We start from the raw sequence: 26739 nt of genomic DNA on the forward strand, positions 1-26739 counted from the left end.
CTCGCCGACGGCCGAGGGCGGGAGTCAATCGTCGGACGTCTGCCCCCGCCGCGGCACCTGGGGCGACATCGCCGCCGCAGCCTCCGCCTTGGCATCGCTCACCGCTGCGGCGGCCTGCTTCTCAGCCTCGTCAGCAGCCGCGGCGGCGTCGAGTGAGGCCGCCGAGCCCGCACCGAGCTGCGGAACCCGGCTTCCGCGCGACGGGTCGTCCGCGTCGGCGGTGGCCGCTGCTTCCTCCGGTCGCGCAGGTGGAGGAGGAGCCGCCGTCGACTGATCACCGAACGCACTGGTCACGGTCCGAACTGCCTCGGTCAGCTCCCCCGGGATCACCCAGAACGTGTTGTTGTCGCTGCTCGCCAAGTGGGGGAGCGTCTCGAGGTACTTGTAGGCCAGGACCTTCGGGTCGGCATTGTTGCGGTGGACGGCCTGGAAGACGAGCTCCACCGCCTTCGCCTCACCGTCCGCCCGCAAGATCATGGCTTGCTGCGTGCCCTGCGCCTCCAGGATGTCCTTCTGCTTCGTGCCTTCCGCCGTGAGGATCTTGGCCTGCCGCTCCCCTTCGGCGTGCAGGATGGCCGCGCGCTTGTCACGCTCGGCCCGCATCTGCTTCTCCATCGCCTCCTTGATGGTGTGCGGTGGATCGATGGCCTTGATCTCGACGCGGTTGACCCGGATGCCCCACTTGCCGGTGGCATCGTCGAGGACCGCGCGGAGCCGGGAGTTGATCTCCTCACGCGAGGTGAGCGTCTCCTCCAGGTCCATGCTGCCGATGACGTTGCGCAGCGTGGTCACGGTCAGCTGATCGATCGCCTGGAGGTAGTCGGCGACCTCGTAGGCCGCCGCCCGCGGGTCGGTGATCTGGTAGTAGAGCACGGTGTCGATGTTCACCACGAGGTTGTCCTCGGTGATCACCGGCCTGGGGTCGGACGAATAGACCTGTTCGCGCACGTCGAGTTTGGTGTTGATGCGGTCCGCCACCGGCAGAACCAGGTTCAGCCCGGGTTGCAGGGTCCGGCGGTACCGGCCGAACCGTTCGACGTTGTAGCGGCGCGCCTGCGGGACGATCCGCACACTGGAGGCCACGAGGAAGACGACGACGATGGCCGCCACGAGAGTGAGGATGACAACTGGATCCACAGTGCCTCCATCGCTGAGTGTTCAGCCGTTCACGGAAGGAGGGCGCGGGGGTAGACGACGGCCGTGGCGCCATCGATCTCCATGACGTCCACCAGCGCCCCCACCGGGATCACCAGGCTCTCGTCGAGTGCGCGGGCGGACCACTCCTCGCCGGAGAGTTTGATCAGGCCGCGGGTCGCGGTGACCTCCTGCATGACCTCGGCCCGCTTGCCGATCAGCGCATCGCTGCCCTCTCGGGTGAGAGGTTGCTGTGCCATATGCCGCAGCGCGACAGGGCGGACGATGAGGAGGCCCGCTGCCGCTGCTGCCCCGAGAGCCAGGAGCTGGCCGAGCAGGCCGATGCCCACACCGGCGACCACGGCGGCGACCAGTGCGGCGCCCGCCAGCAGCCCGAAGACCAGTGTCAGGGTGAAGAACTCCGCGACACCCAGCGCCGCGGCGGTGATCAGCCAGATGAACCACGGCATTGAATCGCCCTCCTCCAGGGGCCCTCCCCACCAAGCTACCTCCGGGAACGCCGGGCAGAACAGGCACGGGAGAGCCGATCACTGCCGACGGCACGGCAGACGAGACTGAAATCGCGGACGCACGATCCCGGCACATGGTTGCGCAAACCCGCTGTTGTGGATATCACGGACGGATTTAACCGGTCGTTCATGTACGGACATGCACTATTTCAGGCGGAACGACCGACAGCACGGGGGAGACGTGCGTGACTCTTCGGCCTTCGGCGCTGTGCGCGTCGCTCGCTGCTCTGCTGGCCTGCCTGTCCGGGTGCGGCGCGCCCGGTGGGACCCGGGTGGAGGGCCCGGCCACGACCCGCATCCCGTGGACCGGACCGGTGTACGTCCTGAGCTGGGACTCCGAGCCCAGGGAGCGGCCGGACATGATGAGCCTGACCGACTACACGACGCTGGACTGGATGCGGTGGCGCGACTGGGGCTCGCCCCGGGCCACCGCGGCCGGCTACGTGATGGACTTCTCCTGCGGCGCCGACTGCCCCGAACAGGCACCACGGAGCTACGAGGTCAAGGTCGCCCTCAGCGGACTGGTGAGGCGGCAGTACGCGGCGTATTACAGCCACGCGAGCGTCGTCCCCGTCCACGATCCGGCGCCCGACTGGGCGGAGGACGTCAGCAGCGTCCGCCTGCACGTGCCGAAGCCGTGACCACCTTGCCCGCCCCACAGTGAGAGTGAGCATGCACGACATCCTGCTCGTCGAGGACGACGAGATGATCCGCGAGGCCACCCGGCTCACGCTGGAGGAACACGAGTACCACGTCCGTACGGCGGCCGACGGCGTCACCGGGCTCGCCCTGTTCCGGGAGCGCCGGCCCGACGCGGCGGTGCTCGACATCATGCTGCCGGGCCTGAACGGCGTGAGCCTGGCCGGCCGCATCCGCGAGGAGTCCGGGGTGCCGGTGCTGCTGATCTCGGCGCGCAACGACCCGGTGGACGTGGTGATGGGCCTGGAAGCGGGCGCCGACGACTACGTCACCAAGCCGTTCGACGGCTCGGTGCTGGTCGCCCGGATCCGTTCGCTGCTGCGGCGTGCGGCGCCCGCCGGGCCGTCGCCCGAACAGCCGGAGGCGCCGCCGGTCCAGCGCTTCGGCGACGTGGACTTCTGCCCGGTGACCCTGGACGTACGACGGGACGGGCGGCCCCTCGCGCTGACCACGACCGAGTTGAAGCTGCTGCGGGAGTTCACCTCCTCGCCCGGCACGGTGCTCACCCGGGACCTGCTGCTGGAGCGGGTATGGGACTACGCCTGGTCCGGCGACACCCGCGTCGTGGACGTCCATGTGCAGCGGCTGCGCGCGAAGATCGGCCGGGACCGCATCGAGACGGTCCGCGGTTTCGGCTACAAGCTGCGCGCATGAGACGGACGCCCGGCGCGAACGTCGGTACGAAGGTCGCCCTCGCCGTGGCCACCGCGGCCCTCACGGTGGCGTCGGTGATCGGCGTCCTGGTGCACCACATCACCTACGACAGCCAGCTCGACACCGCGCGCAAGGAGTTGGACCGGCAGCTGATGAACGCCGCGTACGACTACGCGGCCGCCCGCAAGTCGCCGGCCCGTATCGACCCGCCCGACCTCCCGGCGCCGGTGGCGAAGGCGGTGCGGGGCGGAGTGCGGGTGACGTATCTGGCGAACGGCAGGCATCCGGTGCTGTGGGCGGCGACCCCGGTCTCGGACCACGAGGTGCTCACGCTGTCCCGGTCCTACGCGCCGGAGACCCGCTCCCTGTCCGACCTGGACCACACCCTGTACGCGGTGGGCGCGAGCGCCACCGTGCTGGTCTCCCTGGCGGGGCTCTTCCTCGGGGTGCGGATGGGCCGCCGGGCCATCGCCGCCGCCCGTACCGCGGAACGCATCGCGAACGGCGACCTCGACGCCCGGGTCCGTCCCGGCGGCCGGGACGAGATCGCGCGGCTGTCCGCCGCCGTCGACACCATGGCGGACGCGCTCGGCGCCCGGCTGGAGGCCGAACGCCGGGTGACCGCGGACATCGCGCACGAGCTGCGCACCCCGGTCGCCGGCATGTCGACCGCGGTCGGACTGCTGCCGGCCGGACCCGCCTCCGATCTCGTCAGGCGCTCGGTGCGGAACCTGCGCGGCCTGGTGGAGGACGTGCTGGAGGTGGCCCGTATGGACGCGCAGGTGGCCACCCTGGAGAACGAGCAGCGGCAGGTCAGCGCGATGGCCCGGCGGGCGGTCGCCGAGTGGGAGGACGTGGTGGTCCGGGTGGTCCGGGACACGGTCGTGACGACCGACCCGCGCCGCGTCGAACGCGTCCTCGCCAACCTGGCCTCCAACGCCCGGCGGCACGGCGCCCCGCCGGTCGAGGTCGAGGTGAACGGCCCGGTGGTGCGGATCCGCGACCACGGCCCCGGCTTCCCGCCCGACGTGCTCACCGTCCTGCACACCTACGGCCCCCAGCGTTTCCGTACGACCGCCCCGGGCACGGGGACCGGGCTCGGCCTGACGATCGCGGTCGGCCAGGCCCGGCTGCTGGGCGCCGGGCTGACCTTCCGCAACCGTCCGGACGGCGGGGCGGAAGCGGTGCTCACGCTGCCTGATCGGTCCTGAGCGCCAAGCCGGACTCCTGGGCGACCGCGTCGACGATCCCCAGGAAGGTGGCCAACTGCCGCGGGTCCTCGTCCACGAGGAGCACGTCGGCGTCCCGGACGAGAACCGTGAGAGGGCCGGCGGCCGCCTCGGTCACGGTGAACAGGCACTCCTCGAAGGCGTCCCAGTTGTGTCCGAACCAGTCCGGGAAACCGAGTGCTTCGGCCCATTCCGCGAAGAGGTCGAGGGTGGTGCGACAACGGTTTCCGCGGATCTCGGTCATGTCGTTCTCCTACCAGCGGCCGAGGTAGTGGAAGGAGCCGTAGTGGTCGAACGTCGCGTACACGTGACCGTTGTGGACATTGCGGACGATGCGCTCCTGGCCCCGGCTGGCGGCGGTTCGGCTCCAGGCGTGGACGTCGTACTCGCGGTAGACGCCGTTCGAGCCGCTCGCGTTGTTCGGCTGGACGTGGTGGGACTCCTCCAGGTGCTGGACCCGGTGCTCACGGTCCTGGAAGACACCGCCGTAGACGATGTAGTGGTGAACCGGGCGCCAGCTGCTTCCGGTCTCGAAGTGGTACCAGCTGCGGGCGTTGGGGTTGGTGTCGCCGGGCCAGCCCTGCCCGGGGAAGCCGTGCTGACCCCGCATGACGAGATGGAAGCGGTCACCCGGGGCGTTGCTGATCCCCTCGATGTTCCAGAAGTTGGCCGCGGCGATCGCGCCGTTCCACTGCTGGTCGGAGATGCCGGCCGGCTGCGGTCCGCGCCACGGCAGCGGGTCCGCGGCCGGCCCGGGGGCGGGGCAGGTCTGGCCCGGGACACTGAAGCAGCTGGGGCCCTCGGCGGCGTGCGCGGCGGTGGACACGCCGACTCCGCCGATGGTGACGCCGAGCAGCAGCGCCGGGATCGCGGCCTTGCGGACGTACGCCTTCAGCCGGGACGACAGGGTGCGCTGGGCGCGCGGGGTCTCCAGGGCCTCGGTCGAGGTCATGGTGGCTCCTTGGATGGTGTCGGAATCCGGCCGGGGCGGTGTTCCCCGGCCGGGCCCTCAGAAGACCGGCCGTTCGTCTCGGTGGCCCGGCGGGCACATCACAGCTGGCCGCCGGAAGCGATGGACGGCCGTTACACGGCCGCGGCCCGCCGACGCGAAAGAGCGGCCCCGACGAAGCGGGGCCGCTCGGCTGCGGCTGTGGTCCGGTGCGGTCAGCCGGCGACGGGCGCCCTCCGGCCGACCTTGACCGCGGGGCTCGCGGCGCTCGGGGCGGGCTGCCCGCCGAGGCTCTTGAGGGCGACGGCGGCCGCCGCGGTGACGGCGGTGCCCGCGGCGACGGCGAGGAACAGAAGCAGCGGCTCGCCCGTCTCACCGAGGGCGAGGAAACCGCCGTAGGGAACGGTGATCGTCGTACCGAGGGTCATGGTCAGGGCGCCGGTGACGGCTCCGCCGGCCATGCCCGCCGGGATCACCCGCAGCGGGTCGGCGAGCGCGAAGGGCACGGCACCCTCGGGGATGCCGGCGGCGCCGAACAGCCAGGCGGCCTTGCCGTAGGACCGCTCGGGCCCGGTGAAGAGCCTGCCGCGGACAAGGGTGGCGAGGCTCATGCCGAGCGAGGGCACCATGCCGGCCGCGACCACGGCGGCCATCATGGTCATGTCGGTGGGGTTGAACTTCGAGGGGTCGGGTCCGCTCACTCCCACGGTGCCGAAGAGGATGGCCGTCCTGCCGATCGCGCCGCCGAGGTCGCAGCAGACCATCACGCCGAGCAGTACGCCGAGCAGGGCGAGGTGGTGGAACTCCAGCCACACCAGTTTCGTGTGCAGCCAGCCGCCCAGGGCGGTCAGTCGCCCCCCGACGAACACGATGATCACCGCGGCGGTGACCAGGGTGGCCACCAGGGGGACCAGCGCGGTCGCGGCGATGTCGCGCAGCGCCGGAGGGGCGGGGATCCGCGTCAGCGCCAGGGTGGTCGCACCCGCGATCAGGCCGGCCAGCAGACCGGTGAGGATGCCGCCCTGGGCGCCCATGGCGGCCATGCCGCCCAGGATGCCGGGGACGAGCGCCGGTCGGCCGGCCATGCCGTAGGCGAGGTGTCCGGCGACGACCACCGGCAGGAAGCTCAGCCCGCTGGCGCCCAGCTTGAGCAGCAGCGCGGCCCAGGTGTGGAGCTGGGTCCAGTCGGCGGCGGCCAGGATCCGGTCGGCCGTGTCGGTGAGTTCGGGACCGCTGATGGCCAGGGCAAGGACGCTCATCGTCGCCGCGATCGCGGTGAAAGGGGCGAACCAGGAGACGTCGGCGGTCCGCCATCGGCCGGTCCTGAAGCCGAAGGGCGGCGCGGGTACGGCGTCCCGCTCCGGGCGGACGGGCTTGCGGGGGTGGGACATCGAGGACATCGGGGACATGGGAGCTCCAGGCAGAGAGGGGGACGCGCCTCCGGGGCGCGCTGAGGGCCGGGGGATGCCGACCGGCTTCGGGGCGCGGGCGGCATCCCGGTGCCCGGGCGGCGAACCCCCGGGCCGGTGTCGGACGGTCACCTCGTGAGGACTTCGACTCCCAGGTCCCGCCTGATGTCCTCGATGTTCACGCCGATCATGTGCTCGGTCGTGCAGTGGCAGGGGCCGCCGCCCAGAATCGTCCCGCCCGAAAGCCCACCGACGATCCAGGCCCCGGATTCGGTGTCGTCCGTCGTGTAGATGGGAGCGCCGGAGTCACCCGGCGCCGCCATCTTCCCGTTGTCGTACGCTGGCCAATTCGTGCCGCCCTGGTCGAAGAGGAAGCCCTTGCCGTCCCTGACGCAGTCGGCGCCTCCCGAATAGCAGACGGAGTAACGGGTGTTGGAGATCGGGTGACCGCAGTGGTTGAACGTTTTGGCACCGCTCACGCAGACCTTCCTCCCGTTCTCGGGCATCTCGGTCCCGTGCACGAACACCGAGGTGCCGCTGCCGGGCGTGCCGCCCACGAACAGGAAAGAGTCGAAGGGCTTGGCCGAGTTGGAGGGTCCGGTGATCAGCTCGGTGTCGATGTTCCGGTTGCGGCGTGTGACCTGTCCGACCAGGTTGCGGCTGTAGTTGTCGTTCTGCGTGCGGCTGTAGACGTGCGCCAGAGCGTCGTAGCAGTGCCCCGCAGTCGTCATGTAGACGTGGCCGGTGGCCGTCTGCTTGACGGCGAACCCGGCCGAGCAGTTCTTGTGCTCGTTGCCGTTGGTCCCGATCAGCGCCGCTCCGCCCCAGAACGGCTGGGAGTCGGCGAACCTGCTCGCCAGGGGTTCGAGGCGGGCGGGCTGCACCTCGAGGGCGCCCGAGTACTCGCTGCGCAACGACTTCGTGACGGACGCCGGGGCGTCCGTCATCACCGTCACCTTGTCGGTCTTGGCGTCGTAGGAGGTGGCCACGCCGTACTTGTCGGCGTCGCTGTGCCACGCGCGGTCCATGACCGTCTTCTGGACCCTGTCCAGGGTGCTCGTGGTGAACTGGCTGGTCCGCACGGCCGTCCGCGTGTCCTGCGGCAGCCGTGCCCGGACCTCCGCCTTCTCCGCGGCGGGGGTGTCGGCGGCCAGCCTCAGCACCGTGCCGGAGTCCGCGACGCCGAGCGCGGAGTGCGTGGCGGCGATCTTGTCGAGCTTCTTCCACTCGTGCTGGCTGAGTTCCACCGGTGTGCCGGCGGAGGTCGCCGAGCCCGTGGACCCGGCAGACGTACCGGTGACGGCCGCCGCCAGGGCGACGGCGGGCGCACCCACCGCCAGCACGCCTGTGACCGTGGCCGTGAGCGCCAGCCTGACCAGGGTGTTTCTCGTACGCACAGCTCCTCGTTTCACTTGAAGGGAGTTGGGACGTGCGTCAGAAGACCAAGGCCGTGTAACAGTGGCCGGGCCGTAGGATCACGGCCGCCGCTCAAGAACGATGGACGGCCGTTACCTTTTCATGCGGCGGCGCACGGCCGACAGGTCCGGCGCCGCGCCGTGGCGGACGGTGATCACGAAGTCGGGGCCGACGAACACGCGCAGTTCGCCGAACTCGACCTCCTCGAGGGCGTCGAGATAGCGGGCGGCCCGCAGCACGACGAACAGCGTCTCGCCGTAGCGCTCCAGCTTCGGGCGCTGGTGGGCCTCCATCGCGTCCTCGACGGCGAGCGGGTGCAGGTCGAACTCCGCGGCAAGGGAGTGGAGTTCGCCGTCCGTGGGGCGGGCCAGGCCGATCCACGCCATGCCGTCGGGCCGCTCGCGCAGCTCGCGGTTGGTGTCGGCCAGGGTGGCGGGGGAGGAGACGCGGACGCCGTCGCGGTAGAGGGCCGCCTCGACGACACTGGCCACCTCGGCCCGGTTCCCGCCGGTCCGGCGGGGCGTCGGCGCCGGGCGGCTGCGGCCCGGAGGACTGTGGTCCGGAAGGCTGTACCGGGGCCAGGGCCCGGCGCCAGACCGATCTGCGGGGGGTGTGGTTCACCGGCCGCGGGGGCCGGGCCGGCTGGTCCTTGTCGGCGGGGCGGGCGCGTCGCTGGGGCATCGGGGGGTGCCTCTCGGTCGAGCGTACGCACGGATGATCACGCAGCGGGACGGAAGCAGCATGAGCGGCGGACGAGAACGCCCCTCGGAGTCGCGGCCAGAAGCTGTCCGCAAGTCCCGCTACCGTCCCCTCATGACGAACACCAAGCGGAGCGTCACGCACCCGGCCCCCCTCCTCGGCACCCGCGCGCTCAACCGCGCCACCCTCGACCGGCAGCTGCTCCTGCGCCCCGCCCGGATGTCCGTCGCGGCGGCCGTCGAGCACCTGGTCGGCCTCCAGGCGCAGAACGTCAAGCCGCCGTACTACGCGCTCGCCGTCCGCCTCGACGGATTCACCCCCGAGGCGCTGTCGCGGCTGATGGCCGACCGGGAGGTGGTCCGTATCGTCACGATGCGTTCCACCATCCACACCCACACCGCGGACGACTGCCTCACCCTGCGTCCGCTGGTGCAGCCCGCCCGGGACCGGGAGCTGGTGAACTTCCGCAAGGGGCTGGCCGGTGTCGACCTGGACCGGCTCGCCGCCCTCGCCCGCGAACTCGTCGAGGCGGAGCCGCGCACCATGAAGCAGTTGCGCGAGGCGCTGCTGCGGGAGTGGCCCGACGCCGACCCGCAGGCCCTGGCCGTCGCCGCGCGGTGCCGGCTGCCGCTGGTGCAGGTCACCCCGCGCGGACTGTGGGGGCGCAGCGGCCAGGTCAGTCTCACGACCGCCGAGCACTGGCTCGGGCGGCCCGCGGAAGCCGCCCCCGAGCCCGACGCGGTCGTCCTGCGCTACCTCGCCGCCTTCGGCCCGGCCTCCGTGCGGGACATGCAGACCTGGGCCGGACTCACCCGGCTGCGCGACGCCTTCGAGCGCCTCCGGCCGCGGCTCGTGACCTTCCGGGACGACAGCGGCACCGAGCTCTTCGACCTCCCGGACGCCCCCCGCCCCGACCCGGACACCCCCGCCCCGCCCCGCTTCCTGCCCGAGTTCGACAACCTGCTGCTCTCCCACGCCGACCGCACCCGCGTCGTCCCGCCCGAGTACCGGGGCCGCTCCTGGCAGGGGAACTTCGTCTACTGCGCGCTCCTCGTCGACGGCTTCCTCGCGGGGCTGTGGCGGCTGGCGGAGGGCGCGCTCGTGATCGAGCCCTTCGGGCGCCTCACCAAGGCCCAGCGCGAGGACGTCACCGCCGAGGGGGAGCGGATGCTGACGGTGATGCACCCGGAGGCGTCGTACGACATCCGCTTCGGCACCGTACGCGGCTGAGCGCGCGGCCCGGACATGGAGAGGGGGCGTTGCGGGCCGCTCGTGGAGGCCCGCAACGCCCCCTGGTATGTCACCTGAGGGGTACTCAGGAGCTAGTGGCGGATCAGGAGTTGACCTGCGTCGTCACCAGGTTCGAGAAGGTGGTCAGCCGGGTGTAGACACCCGGGTAACCGGCCTGGGCGCAGCCCTCGCCCCAGGAAGTGATGCCTGCCAGGACGCCCCCGATGAGCAGGGGGCCGCCGCTGTCGCCCTGGCAGGTGTCCACGCCGCCGGAGGTCTTGCCGGCGCACACCATGTCGCTCTGCACGAAATCGGAGCCGTAGGAGCTCGCGCAACTGGAGTCGGACACGGTCGGTACGGTCGCGGTGCGCAGCTGGTTGGAGGAGCTGCCGCCCGAGGAGGTGGTGCCCCAGCCCAGGATGCGGGCGGTGGTGCCGGCCGCGTACACCGAGGTCTGGGAGGAGGAGACGTACTTCGCGGGCGTGTAGGGCATCGACGTCGACAGCGTCAGCACGGCCACGTCGTCGCCGTTGGTGGCGTCGGTGTAGCTGGGGTGGATCCATATCTTGCTGACTCTGCTGACGGTGCCGTCGGTGCCGTTGCGGTAGGTGCGGCCGCCGACCACGCGGACGCTGCTGGTGGTCTCGCCGACCATGCAGTGCGCGGCGGTGACGACCTTGGTGGGCGAGACCAGCGTGCCGCCGCAGAACTGGCTCTGCGAGGCGTCCGTGATCTGCATGACGAACGGGTACGCGGTCGTCGTGGTCGTGGTTCCGCCGACGATCGGCTGGGGCGCGGCGACGGCCGTGGGGGCGGCGAGCAGCGCGGTCGTGGCGGCGGCAGCGGTGGCCACGGCGACGGCGGCGGCCTTCTTGGCGGCGTTGAGCCCGAACATGGGTCTCCTTGGGGAGTTGCCGGTGGGGGGTCGCGCGGGTGGGTGGTGCACGGGGACCCTGACGCCGTTGTTCGGATCTCCGTGTGCCCGGCGAGCGGCACGCCCCAAAGCTAGAGCCCGGCCCCGAGGGCTCCCAATGAGGGAACCCCCTAAGGGAGTTGGGCAGGGATAACCCTCGGTGGGACCGGGTAAACCCAGGTCGGTTCAGGTCGTGCGGCGGCCCGCGGCCAGCCGGACGATGTCCACCCGCGAGCGGATTCCCAGCTTCCGGTAGACCCGGGTGAGGGTCGCCTCGACGGTCTTGACGCTGATGAACAGGCGGGCCGCGATCTCCCGGTTGGTCGCGCCCTCCATCACGAGCGAGGCGACCTGACGCTCCATCGAGGCGAGTCCCTCCAGCGCGTCACGCGCGACCGGCGCCGCGACCGGGGCCGGCTCCACCGCGGTGGCACCGGCCGTGGCGGCCGCGTCGACCTGCCGCAGCCAGGGCAGCGCCCGGCAGCGCCGGAACAGCCGGGCGGCCTCGTCGTACGACGCCGGTCCCGGCAGGGGGGCGCCGCCCGTGCGCGGGAACGCGGCGGCCTGGGCGCGCAGCCGGGCCAGCGCGAAGGCGGCCCGCGCCTCCTCCAGGCCGTAGCCGAGCCCGCCGAGCCGGTCCCGCACGGACGCCAGCCGGACGGCGGCCGCCTCGTGTTCGCCCCGCGCCGCCCGTACCAGGGCCTCGGCCCGGTCCAGCACGGCGAGCACGCTCTGGCGGCCCAGCCGCAGCGCGTGCGCCCGTGCCCTGTCGATGACGTCCTGCGCCTCGCCCGGTTCGCCGATGCGGACCAGCGCCTCGGCGAGGTCGCCGTGCCAGCGGCCGCGCGCCGGGTCGGTGATGCCGAGGCTCTGCTCCAGCTCCCGCACCCGGCGCAGCGAACGGACCGTGGCCGCCGGGTCCCCGGCCACCAACTGGGCGTAGCCCAGCGCCGCCAGCGCCCGCGACAGGTACATCTGGTCGCCGTCGACCTCGGCGTGGTCCGCCGCCTCACGGGCGAGGGCCAGGGCCCGGTCGACGTCCCCGGCGGAGGCCTCCGCGAGGGAGGTGAGCATGGCGGAGGCGCCCTCGCCGATCCCCGAGTCCCGGGCGAGCCGCAGGCTCTCGCGGGCCAGGTCCAGCGCCCGGCCGCAGTGCCCCGAACGCAGCTCGGTCTCGGCGAGGAAGCGCAGGAAGTGCACCTCGCTCTCGACCATGCCGCGCCGCCGCACCTCGCGCAGCAGCGCGGTGATCGTCGCCCGCGCCTCGGGCAGCTGGTCGCTCATGATCAGCCAGCGGAACCGGGCCGAACCGGCGCCGTTGTGGTGGCAGGCCACGTACGGGTCCTGGGGTTCCCTGAGCGCCCGTTTGACGGTCGCGGGGGCGTCGGGGTGGCCCATCAGGGTCTCGGTGGAGGCCTGGAAGGACAGCGCCATCAGCTCCGTGCGCCGGTCCTTGCCGAGGGCGGCCAGCTCCGCCGCGTGCGCGGCCTCCTGCCGGGCCTCGGCGAAGTCGCCCTCCACGACCAGGCCGCGCCAGGCCAGCTGGTAGTGGACCAGGGCGAGCAGCTGCGGGTCGTCGCCCGCGTCGGCCAGGGCCTGCGGGAAGACGGCGTCGACGTCGCCGAGCGCCTGCCCGGCCGCCTCGATGACCACCATCCAGGCCCGCACGCGCTCCGCCGGCACGGTGGCACGCGTCAGCACGTCGCGGGCGATGTCCCGGGCGAGGTCGGCCTCGCCGGCGGTGATCGCGTCCTCCGCGGCCTGCAACCGCCGCTCGTCCGGGCCCGGCGCGCTGTCCGCCGGGGTGTGCCGGGCGGCGAGCAGCCCGAGCGAGGCGGCCACGGACGGCGCCCCGCGGTCCCGGGCCAGCGCGCCGGCCTCGGCGAGCCGGGCCGCCACCTCCGGGTCGGTCCCGGTGGTGGCCAGGGCCAGGTGCCGGGCCCGCTCGATCGGGTCGGAGGCCGCCGTGGACAGCGCGGCGTGCACGGCCCGCCGCTCCGCCGCCGGCGCCTCCGCGTACAGCGCGGCCGAGATCAGCGGATGCGCGAACCGTACGGCGGGGTCCTCCGCCTCGGTCGCCAGCAGGCCCAGCGCCGCCGCCTGGGCGGTCTCGGCCTCGGCGTGCTCCCGCCCGGCCGCGTGCAGCAGCGCCAGGGTGGGACGCGCGCCGGCGCTGGCCACCAGCAGGGTGCGGCGCGCCTCGTCCGACAGCATCTCCAGCCGGCTCAGCACCAGAGCGCGCAGCGAGGTCGGCACCGGCAGGGGCTCGCCGGGCCGGGGCCGGGCCGGGCTCTCCGCGAGGGCGCGGCCCAGTTCCAGGGCGAAGAGCGGGTTGCCGGCGCTGGTGCGGTGGATGTCGCGGACCGTGGAGCGGGACAGGGGGGTGTAGCCGCGGTGGTCGAGCAGCGCCGAGACCTGGGCACGGGTCAGGGGGCCCAGCCGGACGGCGAGCGTGTCCGGCGGAGACGCGCGTAGATGGCGGTCGTACTCCTGGCCCTCGGTCCGCACCGCGCACAGCATCTGCACGGGCGTGTCGCCCAGCCGGCGGGCGGCGAAGCCGAGCAGTTCGGCACTGGCGGCATCCAGCCACTGCAGGTCGTCGGCGACGACGAGCACCGGCCCCTCGGCGGCCAGCGCCCGCAGCGCCGACAGCACGGCGAGGCGCAGCGCGAGCCCGTCCTGCTGGAGGGTGGACTCGCCGCGGCCGGTGAGCGCCGACTCCAGGGCGGTGCGCTGGGCGGCGGGCAGCCGGCCGGAGACGTCGTCCAGGACCAGGCCGAACAGGTCGGCCAGGGCCAGGAAGGGCAGGTGGGATTCGGACTCGGTGGCCGAGCAGCGCAACACGGTCCGGGCCGCACCGCCGTAATCAGCGGCCAGCGCCCGCAGGACTGTCGACTTTCCTATTCCGGCGGGGCCGTGGAGCAGCACGCTGCCGCCCCGGCCGAGCTGCTCACGTGCCGACGTGAACAGGTCCTCCCGGCCGATGACCAGGTCGGGGCGGCTCCTGGGAGGCTCCTGGAAGTCCCGTCGCACGGTCACCGCATCCCTCCGTGTGTCGTGTCCTGGCCAATATTAGGCAACAGCTCATTGAATTTCGGACGGACGGTGTGGTGAGGGAAATAACAGCGGCCCTCGACGGGCGAATTCATCGGTCTCCCGAAAACGGCGGAACACGGGGTCGGCGCCCGGTCGGGAACGCTTCGGCATATCGAACGGACCGGAATATCAGAAAACATCACAAACCTACGGCAACCATCCCGCCCGACGCGCGGCGACCACGGCCTCGCCCCGGGTCCGGGCCCGTAGCTTCCGCATGGCGGACCGCAGATACCCCTTGACGGTCTCGGGCGTCACCCCCAGCCGCTCGGCGGCGACCGCGTTCGTGGCGCCCGCGGCGACGCACGCCAGCACGTCCACCTCGCGCGGCGCGAGCCGGACCCGGGCCGGGGAACCGGCGCCCTCGGCGCCACCGGCATCGGCCGTCAGCAGCGCGCACGCCTGGAGCAGCTCGGCGCGCAGGCCCGGATCCGCGATCCGCGGGGCCAGCGCCCGCAGCGCCGCGTGCGCCTCCCGCACCTGCTCCCAGCCCGCGCCAGCCTCGGCGGCCAGCGCCCGGGCCTCGTCGCGCACGGCCAGCGCCCGCTCCACGTCCCGCGCCGCCTCCACGGCCGCGTCCAGCATGCGCCCGCCCAGCGGCTGCGCGGTGCGCAGCGCCCCGTACAGCACCCCGCGCACCCGGTGCCGTACGACCACCGGCACGGCCAGTACCGAGCGCAGCCCCTCCACGGCCACCGCGGCGTCGTACTCGTGGCTGATCTGCCGCGACGCCGAGTAGTCCGTCACCACGCACGGCCGGGCGAGCGCCACCGTCTTGCCGCCCAGCCCGGTCCCGGACGTCACGACCAGCGACCGCAGCGCGTGCGTCGCCGTGCCGTCCAGCTCGCTGATGCGCATCCGCTGCCCGGCCTCCAGCAGGCCGCCGAAGGCCACCGGAAGGCCGGTGGCGCGCCGCAGACGCAGCAGCGCGTCCCGTATCTCGACCGTGTCGGACGCGTCTGCTGTCACCTGTTCGCCCCTTCACTACGGCTGCCACGCGGGCGCACCCCCCGTTCGGGGGTAGTGAGACCTGCATCACGGATTACACGATGGCTCAGAGCCGCCCGGCAATGGTCCGGCACCCAGGAGGACAGATGACATCGGCGACGGAGCTGTTCCGCAGCGCGCGGGATTTCCTGCTGGAACACCGCGAGGACTACCCGACGGCCTACGCGGGGTTCCGCTGGCCCCGTCCCGAGTACTTCAACTGGGCGCTCGACTGGTTCGACGAGATCGCCGACGGCAACGCCCGCACGGCCCTGCACATCGTCGAGGAGGACGGCCGCGAGACACAGCTGTCCTTCGGGGAGTTGTCGGTGCGGTCGGCCCAGTTCGCCACCTGGCTGCGCGCCCGGGGCGTGCGCGCCGAGGACCGCATCCTCGTCATGCTCGGCAACCAGGCCGAACTGTGGATCGTCGCGCTCGCGGCGATGAAGCTGCGCGCGGTGGTCATCCCGGCCACCCCGCTGCTCGGCCCCGCCGACCTGCGCGACCGCGTGCAGCGCGGCCGGGTCCGGCATGTCATCGCGCGCCCCGAGGACACGGGCAAGTTCGCCGAGGTCCCCGGCGACTACACGCGTATCGCCGCCTGCGCCGCCGACGCCGTGCCCGACGGCTGGCTGCCGCTGGACGACGCCTACGGCGCCGCCGCCGACTTCACGCCCGACGGCCCGACCCGGGCCGACGACCCGCTGATGCTCTACTTCACCTCGGGCACCACCGCCCGGCCCAAACTCGTCGAGCACACCCACACCTCGTACCCGATCGGCCACCTGTCGACGATGTACTGGATCGGCCTCAAGCCGGGCGACGTACACCTGAACATCTCCTCTCCGGGCTGGGCCAAGCACGCCTGGTCCAACCTCTTCGCCCCCTGGAACGCCGAGGCGACCGTCTTCCTGCACAACTACACGCGTTTCGACGCCGCTCGTCTCATGGCCGAGATGGACCGGGCGGGCGTCACCACCTTCTGCGCCCCGCCGACGGTCTGGCGCATGCTCATCCAGGCCGACCTCACCCAGCTGCGCACCCCGCCCCGCGAGGTCGTCGCCGCCGGCGAGCCGCTCAACCCGGAGGTCATCGAGCAGGTCCGCCGGTCCTGGGGCGTCACCATCCGGGACGGCTTCGGCCAGACCGAGACGGCCGTGCAGGTCGCCAACAGCCCCGGCCAGCTCCTCAAGACCGGCTCGATGGGCCGCCCGAGCCCCGGCTACCGCGTCGAACTCCTCGACCCCGTCTCGGGCGCGCCGGGCGCCACGGAGGGCGAGATCGCCCTCGACCTGTCGGAGCGCCCGGTCGGCCTGATGACCGGCTACCACGGCGACGCGGACCGGACGGCGGAGGCGATGGCGGGCGGCTACTACCGCACCGGGGACGTCGCCTCCCGGGACGAGGACGGATACCTGACCTACATCGGGCGCAGCGACGACGTCTTCAAGGCCTCCGACTACAAGATCAGCCCCTTCGAGCTGGAGAGCGCGCTGCTGGAGCACGAGGCGGTGGCCGAGGCGGCGGTCGTCCCGGCCCCGGACGACCTGCGGCTCGCCGTGCCGAAGGCGTACGTCGTCCTCGCGGACGGCTGGCAGCCCGGCCCCGACACGGCCAAGGTGCTGTTCGAGCACTCCCGGGAGACCCTGGCCCCCTACAAGCGCATCCGCCGGCTGGAGTTCGGCGAGCTGCCCAAGACCGTCTCCGGCAAGATCCGCCGGATCGAACTGCGCGAGGCCACGGCGGCCGGCTCGGACGCCGAGTACCGCGAGGAGGACTTCCGGTGAACTCCTACAGTCACGGAACCGGCGGCACGGCGCTGCTCGGCGACACCATCGGGGCCAACCTGGACCGGGCGGTGGCCACCTGGCCGGACCGCGAGGCGCTGGTGGACGTACCGTCCGGGCGGCGCTGGACGTACGCCGAGTTCGGTGCGGCGGTCGACGAACTCGCCTCCGCCCTGCTGGCGTCCGGTGTCGCCAAGGGCGACCGGGTGGGCATCTGGGCGGTCAACTGCCCCGAGTGGGTGCTCGTCCAGTACGCCACCGCCCGCCTCGGCGCGATCATGGTGAACATCAACCCGGCGTACCGCACCCACGAGGTCGAGTACGTCCTCAAGCAGGCCGGCGTGTCCCTGCTGTTCGCGTCCCTGAGCCACAAGACGAGCGACTACCGGGCGATGGTCGAGGAGGTACGGGGCCGCTGCTCCGAACTGCGCGAGGTCGTCTACTTCGGCGACCCGAGCTGGGACGCACTGCTCGGACGGGCGACCCCGGACCCGGCCTACGAGCCCCTCTCCTGCGACGACCCCATCAACATCCAGTACACGTCGGGCACGACGGGCTTCCCCAAGGGTGCGACCCTCTCGCACCACAACATCCTCAACAACGGCTACTTCGTGGGTGAGTTGATCGCCTACACCGAGCAGGACCGGGTCTGCGTCCCGGTGCCCTTCTACCACTGCTTCGGCATGGTCATGGGCAACCTCGCCGCCACCTCGCACGGCGCCTGCATGGTCATCCCGGCTCCGTCCTTCGACCCGAAGGCGACCCTGGACGCGGTCCAGCAGGAGCGCTGCACCTCGCTCTACGGCGTGCCCACCATGTTCATCGCGGAACTGAACCTGCCGGACTTCGCCTCCTACGACCTCTCCTCCCTGCGCACGGGCATCATGGCGGGTTCGCCCTGCCCGGTGGAGGTGATGAAGCGGGTCGTCGCCGAGATGCACATGGCGGAGGTCTCCATCTGCTACGGCATGACCGAGACGTCCCCGGTCTCCCTCCAGACCCGCAGGGACGACGACCTGGAGCACCGCACGGGCACGGTCGGACGGGTCCTGCCGCACATCGAGGTCAAGATCGTCGACCCGGCGACGGGCGTGACACAACCCCGCGACGTGGCGGGCGAGTTGTGCACCCGCGGCTACAGCGTGATGCTCGGCTACTGGAACGAGCCGGAGAAGACCGCCGAGGCGATCGACGCGGGCCGCTGGATGCACACCGGCGACCTCGCCGTGATGCGCGAGGACGGATACGTCGAGATCGTCGGCCGCATCAAGGACATGATCATCCGCGGCGGGGAGAACATCTACCCCCGCGAGATCGAGGAGTTCCTCTACGCCCACCCCAAGATCCAGGACGTCCAGGTCGTGGGCGTCCCGCACGACCACTACGGCGAGGAGGTCCTGGCCTGCGTCATCGCCCGCGACCCGGACGCCCCGCCGACCCTGGAGGAACTGCGGGCCTTCTGCGAGGGGCGGTTGGCCCACTACAAGATCCCGAGCAGGCTGCAGATCCTCGACTCCTTCCCGATGACGGTGTCCGGGAAGGTGCGCAAGGTGGAGCTGCGGGAGCGGTTCGGGAGCGACCAGGGGTGAACGGCCCCGGCCCCCCCGGGGCCTCCTGGTGCGCCGCGCGGCGGCGTCCGGCGGTGGTGCGACCAGGGCTCGGTCCTGCTGGCACCTTCTGGGTCGCCCCGGAGGAGAGCCCCGGGGCGGCCCGGAGGCCGAGGACGGTGAGGTGTTCCGGCAGAGGATCCGCGTGACTGTGGACCGCGGACCACGCCCGCGCCCTGCGCGTCTCGCGCCGCCGGGCTCTGACCGACGCGCCTGGCGGGCGATCCGGTGGAGGCGGTGCCCGGCGACCCGGCGGACGCGTTCCCGGCGATCCGGTGGACGCCCCGCCGGCGATCTAGCGGGTGGACCCGATGTGCTCCGGCACAGTCGCCTCGCTCGCCGCCGTCCCGGCCCCCGGCGCGGCGCTCTTCCTCGCGAACCCGCGCCGGCCCGGCAGGACCGCGAGGACGATCAGTGTTCCGGCGGCCATGACGATCCCGCCGATGAGGCTGGTCTGGGCGACGCCGTGGGCGAAGGCCTGGTGGACGGCGTCCACGGCGGCCTGGGCCTGCTGGGGCCCGGCGGAGGGGTCCTGCGCGACCCGCTCCGCGACGGCCAGGCCGGCGCCGACCGAGTCCTTGGCGGTCTCCATCGCCTCCGCCGGGAGCCGGTTGCCCACCAGGTCGGTCAGCTCGTCCCGGTAGGCCGTGCCCAGCAGCGAGCCCAGCACCGCGATGCCCAGCGCCCCGCCCAGCTCCAGCGCGGTGTCGTTGACACCGCCGCCGACGCCCAGCTCGGATTCGGGGAAGGAGCCCATGATCGTGTCGGTCGCCGGGGAGATGGCCAGTCCGAGCGCGAGGCCCAGCATCATCAGCGGCGCCAGGAAGTCCCCGTACGTCGACCCCTTGTCGATCTGGGTGAGCAGGAACATGCCCGCCGTGCCGACGGCCATGCCGGTCACGGCCATCACCCTCACCCCCAGCTTCGGGGCGAGCAACCCGGTCACCGCAGACCCGAGGAACACCGCACCGCCCAGCGGCAGCAGCCGTACACCCGTGTCCAGGGCGCCGTAGCCGAGGACGAACTGCAGGAACTGAGTCGCGTAGTAGATCACGGCGAACATACCGAAGAAGAAGAACAGCACCGCGAGCATCGAGCCGCTGAAGGGCCGCAGCGCGAACTTTCGGACGTCCAGCATCGGGTGCGGGTGCCGCAGCTCCCAGGCGACGAAGACGACCAGACCGACACCGGCGACAACGGCGGCGGTGACGGGGCCGACGCCCCAGCCGGAGTGCGGGCCCTCGATGGCGGCGTAGATCAGGGAGCCGACGGTGACGATCGACAGCAGACCACCGACGTAGTCGATCCGGCCCATGCCCTCCGCCTTGGACGGCGGTACCAGGGCGAGCGCGCCGAACACGGCGAGGACGGCGATCGGCACGTTGATCAGGAAGGTCGAGCCCCAGGCGTGGTCCTCGAGCAGCCAGCCGGAAACCAGCGGGCCGACGGCTACCGCCACCCCGGAGGTCGCGGCCCAGGCGGTGATGGCCTTGGCCCGCTCGCTCCGGGGGAAGGTCGCGACCACCAGGGACAGCGTGGCCGGCATCACGACCGCGGCACCGACACCCATGATCGCGCGGGCCGCGATGACCAGCGAGGTCTCGTCGACCATGCTCCCCATCACCGAACCGCCGGCGAAGATCAGCAGGCCCAGCACCAGCGCGCCGCGCCGGCTGTACTTGTCGCCGATCGAGCCCAGCACCAGCATCAGCGCCGCGTACGGAACGGTGTAGCTGTCGACGACCCACTGCAGATCACTGCTGCTCAGGCCCAGGTCGGTGGTCATGTCGGGGGCGGCGACGATCAGCGACGTGTTCGCCATCACCGTGATCAGCAGGCTCAGGCACAGCACGAGCAGCGCCCACCAGCGCCGCGCGTAAGGCCCGGGCATTTTCTCCACGGGGGTGTTCGCAAGGAAGGGCATCAGTAGCTCCTGAGGGGGATGGGGCGGACGAGCGGAATCACTTGGTTGCCCGCGAGGCGAAGCGGGCGACGGGCTGAGATCTCAGGGCTTCGAGATCATCCTGTGGCCCCTTTTGGGCTTCCTTCGCCGATCCCCTGGAGGGCCGCGTCGGTGTCCGCGGTGGCCAGCATCCTGTTGATGTCGGCGCCGGCCAGTGCGCCGGCCGCTGCGGAGGCTCCGACCTGGGCGGTCAGATCGGTGGCGTTGCCGGCCACCCACACACCCGGCACCTCGGTGGTGCCGGCCATGCCCGAGGCGAAACCGCGGCCCATGTTGTTCGGCAGGTCCTGCACCGGCAGGCCCAGACCTTCCAGGCCCCGGGTGCGGGCCTGCATCGGCGCGGCGACCGCGAGGACGCGGCGGGCCACGACCCGGCCGTCGGCCAGGCGCACCCCGGCGAGGGCACCGTCGGCGTCGTTGACGACCTGGGTGACCGGGGTGTCGATGACGCGGATGCCGCGGGCGGCGAAGCGGGCGCGGCTCTCCTCGTCCAGGTCGGCGCCGTGGGTGAAGTACGTCAGGTCCTCGGTCAGCTGACGGAACAGATACGCGTGGCCGATGGAGGCCGCGCCGGTGGCGAGGACGCCGATGGGCTCGTCGCGCACCTCCCAGCCGTGGCAGTACGGGCAGTGCACCACGCTGTGCCCCCAGTGCTCGGCGAGCCCGGGCACCTCCGGCAGTACATCCGTGAGGCCGGTGGCCACCAGGATGCGGCGGGCGGTGATGCTGCGGCCGTCGGCCAGGGTGACGCTGAACCGCAGGTCCCCGTCCGCCGACGGGGCGGCAGGCTCGGCCGAGACCACCTCGCCGGACACGACGCGTCCGCCGTACTGGCGCACCTGCTCCCGGCCCCGCCGAAGGATCTCGGCCGGCGGGGTGCCGTCCAGGGCGAGAAGGCCGTGCACGGCCTCCGCGGGCGCGTTGCGCGGGGAGCCGCTGTCGATCACGACGACCGAGCGGCGGGAGCGGGCGAGGATCAGCGCACCGTTCAGCCCCGCGGCGCCCCCGCCGATCACCACCGCGTCGGCGGTCCCCTCGGCCAGTGCGTCGCCCGCGTACGGAGGAGTCGTCACAGCCACGGCCTCCTGCCTTTCCTTGTCAGTCATGGTTCGGTCAACCCTTCGAGTTCCGGGTGGTGGGAGGGGGCAGCTGTTCAGAACGCCAGGCGTGCACGCAGCCTGTCCGGCGAGCTCAGGGCCGTTGTGTACTGAACTGTCAGAAACCTAGGCAGTTCTGTACTGGGTTGTCAAGAACGGTGGGTCGGTCCTACCTTTTACGTATGGCGAGACCACGAAGCTTCGACCGCGACCACGTCCTCCATGCCGCCGAGCGGCAGTTCCGCACCGCGGGCTACAACGGCACGAGCGTCGACGACATCAGCGCCGCCACCGGTCTGGGCCGCGGCAGCCTCTATGCCGCGTTCGACGGCAAGCACGGCGTGCTGCTGCAGGCGATGGGCAGGTACTCCGCCCGGCTGGGGATGGCGGTGCAGGCGCTCGCCGGACCGGACGAGGGCGCCCTGGAACGACTGCGCGAGTTCTTGTTCCGTGCCGTGGACGGGGTGCCACTCGCCGCCGACGTCCCCCCCGCCCCTGACCGGGCGGCGGCGGCCTGCTTCGCCGCCAAGATGGCCCTGGAACTCGGCACCTCCGACTCCGAGGTGGAACGCCTGGCCAACGACTGCTTCTCCGTGGTCGCGACGGCGGTGGCCGAGTGTGTGCGAGCGGCGCAGCGCAGCGGCGACATCGACCCCGACGCGGATCCCGACGACCTTGCGTACCTTCTGCTGACCATCGTCCGCGGGATCGATGTCGTAGGCGCGTCCGGCCACAGTCCCGCTCGCCTGACCTCGATCGCGGAGAGCGCGTTCGCATTGTTGCCTCGCCCGCGCCACAACTGAGAAGGACAAGGCCGGCCTCGTTGCACAGGCATTGGTCGGCGCGTGCTGTGGTGTTCCGGGGGTATGCCGGGGTGGACACTGCACCCGCTTGCCGGCCGTCTGGTCAGCGCCGGTGCGGAACTGCGCGCCCGGCCCGTGCCTACTGGACGGCGGGGCGGCGGTCGGTTCAGACGGTGGCGCGCATGCCTACCCTGGGCCAGCGGTCCAGGCCGTGTGCGGCCTCACCCGCGCGGATCGCGCGCAGGCCGGGCGTGAGGTCGTGCTCGTCCAGGGTGCGGAAGCCGAGGCGGGCGTAGTAGGGGGCGTTCCACGGGACCTCCGCGAAGGTGGTCAGCGTCAGCGCGGTCAGGCCCTCCTCGCGGGCGTGGCCGGCGGCGTGGGCCAGCAGGGCCCGGCCGACGCCGCGGCGTGCGGCGCGCGGGTGGACCGAGACCTGCTCGATGTGCAGGGCGCCGTCCACGGGTTCGGCGACGAGGTACGCGACAGGGCGGTCCCGTTCGTCCACCGCGACCCAGCAGCGGCCGGCCCCGCGGTAGCGCTCCAGTACGTCGAGCCCCGGCGGCTCGTCGTCGGCGATCTCCGGCATGCCGAGGTCGCGGAAGGGGGCGCCGGCGGCGCGCTCGATGTCCTGGAGGGCGGGGAGTTCGGCGGGGGTCGCCGGGCGGATGCGCAGGGGCATGCGGTGAGTATGGGGCGTGGTGGTGTTCAACGGGCCCGGTTCTCCGTGCCTCCGGCGTGCAGTGTCTCGGCCGGGGCGTTCACCGGGCGCGGTGTCCCGGTGAGGTCGAGGACGAACAGCGGGATTCCCAGGGCGTCGGCGCGGGCCCGGGCGTCGTCCGCGTATCCGGTGAGGGAGAAGTAGAGGCAGTCCGCGGACTCCGTCATGGCCGTCAGCCACAGGCACTCCACGTCCCGCAGGGTCGCCGGACGCACGGCCGGGTCGACCTGCGCGACGACGCCGCGGGCGGCGAGGCCGATGCCGGACGGGGGCCGCTGGTCCGCCCGGCGGACGTTCCGGTAGCCCAGCCAGCGCAGGTACAGCGCGGCCGTGGTGACGGCGTCGAGCGCGGTACGGATCGCCACGGACCGGAAGGGCGGCCGGGCGGCAGCAGGGGGAGTAGAGGGAGCAGGGGGAGAAAGGGTAGGGGCCGGGGCGGCCGAGGGGTCGGCGTTCGTCAGCGGCACCCGCAGCATCACGCCGCACGGGCACCCCACCTCCGGTCGCGGCCACTCCCCGCACCGCCCGCAGGACGCGCACCGCACCGTCACCCAGTCCTCCTGCCAGACCCGGTGCGAGACCGGCACCGCCGCCCCCTGCCGGTCCAGCGGCGGGGCGACGGGCGCGCCGCACACGCACGGGTACGCCGGCGCCGTGTAGCGGTGCTCCCGGCGGCAGGCCGGGCAGCGCACCGGGACGGTCTCGGCCATGGCCACTCCAGCACCGCTTCGCGAACGGACAGCGTGTCCATCGTGCTCCTTCCGGCCCCCGCCTGTCCGCCGGTTGCCCTCTCTTGACGGCCGTCCCCCACCCCACCTACATTAATTCCAGATCGTAGAAAATACTTTCCACAATACGGAAGAAGCTCACCGCGGGGCGCGACGGGAGTGCGAATCCGACAGCCGAAGCAGGAGTACTCGATGGCTCGAATGACCGCTGCCCGCGCGGCAGTTGAGATCCTCAAGCGCGAGGGCGTCACCGACGCGTTCGGTGTCCCGGGCGCGGCGATCAACCCCTTCTACGCGGCGCTCAAAGCCTCCGGCGGCATCGCCCACACCCTCGCCCGGCACGTCGAGGGCGCCTCGCACATGGCCGAGGGCTACACCCGCACCCACCCGGGCAACATCGGCGTCTGCATCGGCACCTCCGGCCCGGCCGGCACCGACATGATCACGGGCCTGTACTCCGCGACCGGCGACTCCATCCCGATCCTGTGCATCACGGGCCAGGCCCCGACCGCCGTGATCCACAAGGAGGACTTCCAGGCCGTCGACATCGCCTCCATCGCCAAGCCGGTCACCAAGATGGCCGTGACCGTGCTGGAGGCCGCGCAGGTCCCGGGCGTCTTCCAGCAGGCGTTCCACCTGATGCGCTCCGGCCGCCCCGGCCCGGTCCTGATCGACCTGCCGATCGACGTGCAGCTCACGGAGATCGAGTTCGACCCGGAGACGTACGAGCCGCTCCCGGTCTACAAGCCCGCCGCGACCCTCGCCCAGATCGAGAAGGCGATCGGGATGCTGAACGCCGCCGAGCGGCCGCTGATCGTCGCCGGCGGCGGCATCATCAACGCCGACGCCAGCGAACTGCTCGTCGAATTCGCCGAGTTGACCGGCACCCCCGTCGTCCCCACCCTCATGGGCTGGGGCGTCCTCCCCGACGACCACGAGCTGAACGCCGGCATGGTCGGCCTGCAGACCTCGCACCGCTACGGCAACGCGACCTTCCTGGAGTCCGACTTCGTCCTCGGCATCGGCAACCGCTGGGCCAACCGCCACACCGGCAAACTCGACGTCTACACGGCCGGGCGCACGTTCGTCCACGTCGACATCGAGCCCACCCAGATCGGCCGGATCTTCGCCCCCGACTACGGCATCGCCTCCGACGCCAAGGCCGCCCTGGAGCTGTTCGTCGAGGTGGCGCGCGAGCTGAAGGCGGCGGGCCGGCTGCCCGACCGCTCCGCCTGGGCCGCCGCCGCGCAGGAGAAGAAGGCCACCCTCCAGCGCCGTACGCACTTCGACGACATCCCGATCAAGCCGCAGCGCGTCTACGAGGAGATGAACAAGGCCTTCGGCCCGGAGACCCGGTACGTCTCCACCATCGGCCTCTCGCAGATCGCCGGCGCCCAGATGCTGCACGTCTACCGGCCCCGGCACTGGATCAACTGCGGCCAGGCCGGCCCGCTCGGCTGGACCGTCCCGGCCGCGCTCGGCGTCGCCAAGGCCGACCCGGAGGCGTCCGTCGTCGCGCTCTCCGGCGACTACGACTTCCAGTTCATGATCGAGGAACTGGCCGTCGGCGCCCAGCACCGGATCCCGTACGTCCACGTCCTCGTGAACAACGCCTACCTGGGGCTGATCCGCCAGGCGCAGCGGGCCTTCGACATCGACTTCCAGGTCAAGCTGGAGTTCGAGAACATCAACACGCCCGAACTCGGCGTCTACGGCGTCGACCACGTCAAGGTCGCCGAGGGCCTCGGCTGCAAGGCGATCCGGGTGACCGACCCGGCCGAATTGGGCGCCGCGTTCGAGCAGGCCAAGAAGCTCGCCGCCCAGTACCGGGTCCCGGTCGTCGTCGAGGCGATCCTGGAGCGCGTCACCAACATCGCCATGTCGACGACCAACGACATCGGCAACGTCGTGGAGTTCGAGGAGCTCGCCACCGAGCCCGGCCACGCGCCGACCTCGATCAGGACGCTGAAGGTCTGACGCGTACGCGGCTGAGGGGCGGTCCGTCTTCCGGGACGGGCCGCCCCTCACGCGTTCAGTTTCCGCCGCCTCCGCATCCGCCTCCGCCGCAGTAGGCGTGGCCCGCACTTCCGCCTCCGCCTCCGTACGGACCTCGCGAGTGCTTGAGGAGGCTCTTGCCGCCCACCTCGGCCCGGCGGACCAGGCCAGCCCGCAGGGCGAACCGCGGCACCAGCAGCCGTAGCGCCGCCTCGCCGTGCAGGGCGACGGCGAGCAGCCGGTCGTGGTCGCTCAGGCCGCGTCGGCTCGCGGGCAGCGGATGGCGCTGCCGCAGCTCCCGCACGTGGCGGCGGGCAGCGCGCGTGGGTCCGAGCAGCGGGTAGCGCAGCAGGCCCGCCTCCGCGAGGGGGATGCGCATCAGGGCCACCGCGAGCCGGACCTCCGGGTCCTTCACCAAGGTCCGCGGGTCGGCGGGCTCGCGCAGGGCCGTGCGCACCGCCTCCGCCAGGGGAGACGGCGGCCGCTCCCCGGCCACGGCGTCCGCGACACCCCTCCGCATCGTCCCCGGCAGGTCGGCCTCCACCAGGCCCCGCAGATACAGGTCCACCACGGCGACGGTGACGGCGGCCCGCGGGCCGTCCCCCAGCAGTGCGATCTCGTGCGGCTCCAGCCGGACCGCCGTACCGTCGCCCATGGCTTCACCCCCGTACCGGGGCCCGCCGCCCCCGTGCCGGCGGGCCCCGTGTGTCGAGAATGTGCCCGGCCCCGGGGGCGGTTGAAGCCCCCGGGGCCGGGTTCAGAGGTTCATTTGAGGGTGCCGTACGGGGCGTACGACCGCTGCCGTACGCGCTCAGGTCGTGTGGTGCTCCGACAGCCCGGGCCAGTCGTCCGGGCCGCCGCCCTGCCACTCGACGAGGTCGTTCTCCTCGACGTCCGTGACGTAGAGGTCGGCCAGCCGCAGGATCTCCGCCACGTCGTCGACGTGCGTGGCGATGCCCAGGGGTTCGTCGCCAAGTGTGACCCGGCGCGAGCCGTCCAGGGCTGGAGCGTGGACCACGACGTGCGGGTGCTCGGTGGGATGTGCCATGCCTTCAGGCTGCTGCGGATGGAACCGTTCCGCACCCTGAGCGGGCTG

24 protein-coding genes are annotated in these 26739 nt (G+C 72.3%); 8 read left to right on the plus strand and 16 right to left on the minus strand.

The features are described from left to right. Nucleotides 1–24 precede the first annotated feature (24 nt). Together ABZ386_RS37485 and ABZ386_RS37490 are read right to left on the minus strand one after the other, a co-directional pair. Nucleotides 25–1137, minus strand: coding sequence for an SPFH domain-containing protein (locus tag ABZ386_RS37485; RefSeq protein WP_355717440.1), 1113 nt, complete (start codon nucleotides 1135–1137; stop codon nucleotides 25–27). Between the two features lie 29 nt (nucleotides 1138–1166). Then, complete coding sequence (locus ABZ386_RS37490) at nucleotides 1167–1604, minus strand: NfeD family protein (protein ID WP_351347465.1); 438 nt, start codon at nucleotides 1602–1604, stop codon at nucleotides 1167–1169. Between the two features lie 245 nt (nucleotides 1605–1849). Here ABZ386_RS37490 and ABZ386_RS37495 point away from each other — a divergent pair, with 245 nt between their 5' ends. From ABZ386_RS37495 to ABZ386_RS37505, 3 genes are read left to right on the plus strand one after another with little or no spacing between them, the layout of a single operon-like run. Next, a complete protein-coding gene (locus ABZ386_RS37495) occupies nucleotides 1850–2305 on the plus strand; it encodes a hypothetical protein (RefSeq protein ID WP_351347463.1) in 456 nt (151 codons plus the stop codon). 31 nt (nucleotides 2306–2336) lie between these two features. Then, entirely contained in the window at nucleotides 2337–3017 is a 681-nt protein-coding gene (gene cseB, locus ABZ386_RS37500; protein ID WP_355724420.1) for a two-component system response regulator CseB, read from the plus strand. Next, nucleotides 3014–4228, plus strand: coding sequence for a HAMP domain-containing sensor histidine kinase (locus ABZ386_RS37505; protein ID WP_351347459.1), 1215 nt, complete (start codon nucleotides 3014–3016; stop codon nucleotides 4226–4228). Before cseB ends, ABZ386_RS37505 begins: the two co-directional genes overlap by 4 nt. Here the strand turns inward: ABZ386_RS37505 and ABZ386_RS37510 are convergent. From ABZ386_RS37510 to ABZ386_RS37530, 5 genes are all read right to left on the minus strand, one after another. Beyond that, nucleotides 4206–4490 (minus strand): barstar family protein, encoded by a 285-nt coding sequence (locus ABZ386_RS37510; RefSeq protein WP_355724417.1) that lies wholly within the window; start codon nucleotides 4488–4490, stop codon nucleotides 4206–4208. The two genes, ABZ386_RS37505 and ABZ386_RS37510, sit on opposite strands and share 23 nt — an antisense overlap. Before the next feature lie 9 nt (nucleotides 4491–4499). Next, nucleotides 4500–5198, minus strand: a complete 699-nt coding sequence (locus tag ABZ386_RS37515; RefSeq protein WP_356505126.1) for a ribonuclease domain-containing protein — start codon at nucleotides 5196–5198, stop codon at nucleotides 4500–4502. A 212-nt stretch (nucleotides 5199–5410) separates the two neighbouring features. Further along, a complete protein-coding gene (locus ABZ386_RS37520) occupies nucleotides 5411–6604 on the minus strand; it encodes a fructose-specific PTS transporter subunit EIIC (RefSeq protein WP_358968070.1) in 1194 nt (397 codons plus the stop codon). Nucleotides 6605–6732: 128 nt separating this feature from the next. Continuing rightward, entirely contained in the window at nucleotides 6733–8001 is a 1269-nt protein-coding gene (locus ABZ386_RS37525) for a hypothetical protein (protein WP_351347451.1), read from the minus strand. A gap of 111 nt (nucleotides 8002–8112) precedes the next feature. After that, nucleotides 8113–8511: a CorA family divalent cation transporter gene (locus tag ABZ386_RS37530; RefSeq protein ID WP_351347449.1), complete on the minus strand. Its 399-nt coding sequence runs from the start codon at nucleotides 8509–8511 to the stop codon at nucleotides 8113–8115. 322 nt (nucleotides 8512–8833) lie between these two features. Here ABZ386_RS37530 and ABZ386_RS37535 point away from each other — a divergent pair, with 322 nt between their 5' ends. Then, the gene (locus ABZ386_RS37535) at nucleotides 8834–9949 is read left to right on the plus strand and encodes a winged helix DNA-binding domain-containing protein (protein ID WP_351347447.1); all 1116 of its coding nucleotides are present in this window, start codon (nucleotides 8834–8836) and stop codon (nucleotides 9947–9949) included. A gap of 103 nt (nucleotides 9950–10052) precedes the next feature. Here the strand turns inward: ABZ386_RS37535 and ABZ386_RS37540 are convergent, their stop codons facing one another. The 3 genes from ABZ386_RS37540 to ABZ386_RS37550 all read right to left on the minus strand — a co-directional run bounded on the left by ABZ386_RS37540 (nucleotide 10053) and on the right by ABZ386_RS37550 (nucleotide 14927). Further along, nucleotides 10053–10844, minus strand: coding sequence for a serine protease (locus ABZ386_RS37540; RefSeq protein WP_114256165.1), 792 nt, complete (start codon nucleotides 10842–10844; stop codon nucleotides 10053–10055). Nucleotides 10845–11048: 204 nt separating this feature from the next. Further along, complete coding sequence (locus tag ABZ386_RS37545) at nucleotides 11049–13901, minus strand: AAA family ATPase (protein WP_351347445.1); 2853 nt, start codon at nucleotides 13899–13901, stop codon at nucleotides 11049–11051. A gap of 204 nt (nucleotides 13902–14105) precedes the next feature. Then, complete coding sequence (locus tag ABZ386_RS37550) at nucleotides 14106–14927, minus strand: helix-turn-helix transcriptional regulator (protein WP_351347443.1); 822 nt, start codon at nucleotides 14925–14927, stop codon at nucleotides 14106–14108. Between the two features lie 125 nt (nucleotides 14928–15052). Here ABZ386_RS37550 and ABZ386_RS37555 point away from each other — a divergent pair, with 125 nt between their 5' ends. Next, complete coding sequence (locus tag ABZ386_RS37555; protein WP_351347441.1) at nucleotides 15053–16732, plus strand: AMP-binding protein; 1680 nt, start codon at nucleotides 15053–15055, stop codon at nucleotides 16730–16732. After that, nucleotides 16729–18321, plus strand: coding sequence for an AMP-binding protein (locus ABZ386_RS37560; RefSeq protein WP_351347439.1), 1593 nt, complete (start codon nucleotides 16729–16731; stop codon nucleotides 18319–18321). Before ABZ386_RS37555 ends, ABZ386_RS37560 begins: the two co-directional genes overlap by 4 nt. A 313-nt stretch (nucleotides 18322–18634) precedes the next feature. Here the strand turns inward: ABZ386_RS37560 and ABZ386_RS37565 are convergent, their stop codons facing one another. After that, complete coding sequence (locus tag ABZ386_RS37565; protein WP_358968072.1) at nucleotides 18635–20263, minus strand: MFS transporter; 1629 nt, start codon at nucleotides 20261–20263, stop codon at nucleotides 18635–18637. 95 nt (nucleotides 20264–20358) lie between these two features. Then, a complete protein-coding gene (locus ABZ386_RS37570; RefSeq protein ID WP_358968159.1) occupies nucleotides 20359–21381 on the minus strand; it encodes an NAD(P)/FAD-dependent oxidoreductase in 1023 nt (340 codons plus the stop codon). A 200-nt stretch (nucleotides 21382–21581) separates the two neighbouring features. Between ABZ386_RS37570 and ABZ386_RS37575 the strand changes: the two genes are divergently transcribed. Beyond that, the gene (locus ABZ386_RS37575) at nucleotides 21582–22202 is read left to right on the plus strand and encodes a TetR/AcrR family transcriptional regulator (protein ID WP_351347435.1); all 621 of its coding nucleotides are present in this window, start codon (nucleotides 21582–21584) and stop codon (nucleotides 22200–22202) included. A 166-nt stretch (nucleotides 22203–22368) separates the two neighbouring features. Here ABZ386_RS37575 and ABZ386_RS37580 read toward each other — a convergent pair whose 3' ends face one another. Both ABZ386_RS37580 and ABZ386_RS37585 read right to left on the minus strand, forming a co-directional pair. Continuing rightward, entirely contained in the window at nucleotides 22369–22875 is a 507-nt protein-coding gene (locus ABZ386_RS37580) for a GNAT family N-acetyltransferase (RefSeq protein WP_351347514.1), read from the minus strand. Between the two features lie 32 nt (nucleotides 22876–22907). Further along, a complete protein-coding gene (locus ABZ386_RS37585; protein WP_358968075.1) occupies nucleotides 22908–23630 on the minus strand; it encodes a hypothetical protein in 723 nt (240 codons plus the stop codon). 210 nt (nucleotides 23631–23840) lie between these two features. Between ABZ386_RS37585 and gcl the strand changes: the two genes are divergently transcribed. Next, entirely contained in the window at nucleotides 23841–25625 is a 1785-nt protein-coding gene (gene gcl, locus ABZ386_RS37590; RefSeq protein ID WP_358968077.1) for a glyoxylate carboligase, read from the plus strand. Nucleotides 25626–25680: 55 nt separating this feature from the next. Here gcl and ABZ386_RS37595 read toward each other — a convergent pair whose 3' ends face one another. Together ABZ386_RS37595 and ABZ386_RS37600 are read right to left on the minus strand one after the other, a co-directional pair. Continuing rightward, nucleotides 25681–26298 carry a TIGR04222 domain-containing membrane protein gene (locus ABZ386_RS37595; protein ID WP_358968080.1) on the minus strand — a complete coding sequence of 206 codons (618 nt, stop codon included), beginning with the start codon at nucleotides 26296–26298 and terminating at the stop codon, nucleotides 25681–25683. A 156-nt stretch (nucleotides 26299–26454) separates the two neighbouring features. After that, entirely contained in the window at nucleotides 26455–26691 is a 237-nt protein-coding gene (locus tag ABZ386_RS37600; RefSeq protein ID WP_351347427.1) for a hypothetical protein, read from the minus strand. Between the last annotated feature and the right edge of the window lie 48 nt (nucleotides 26692–26739).

The sequence above is a fragment of the Streptomyces sp. NPDC006140 genome (assembly GCF_040628815.1).
In the GTDB taxonomy this organism is placed as follows: Bacteria; Actinomycetota; Actinomycetes; order Streptomycetales; family Streptomycetaceae; genus Streptomyces.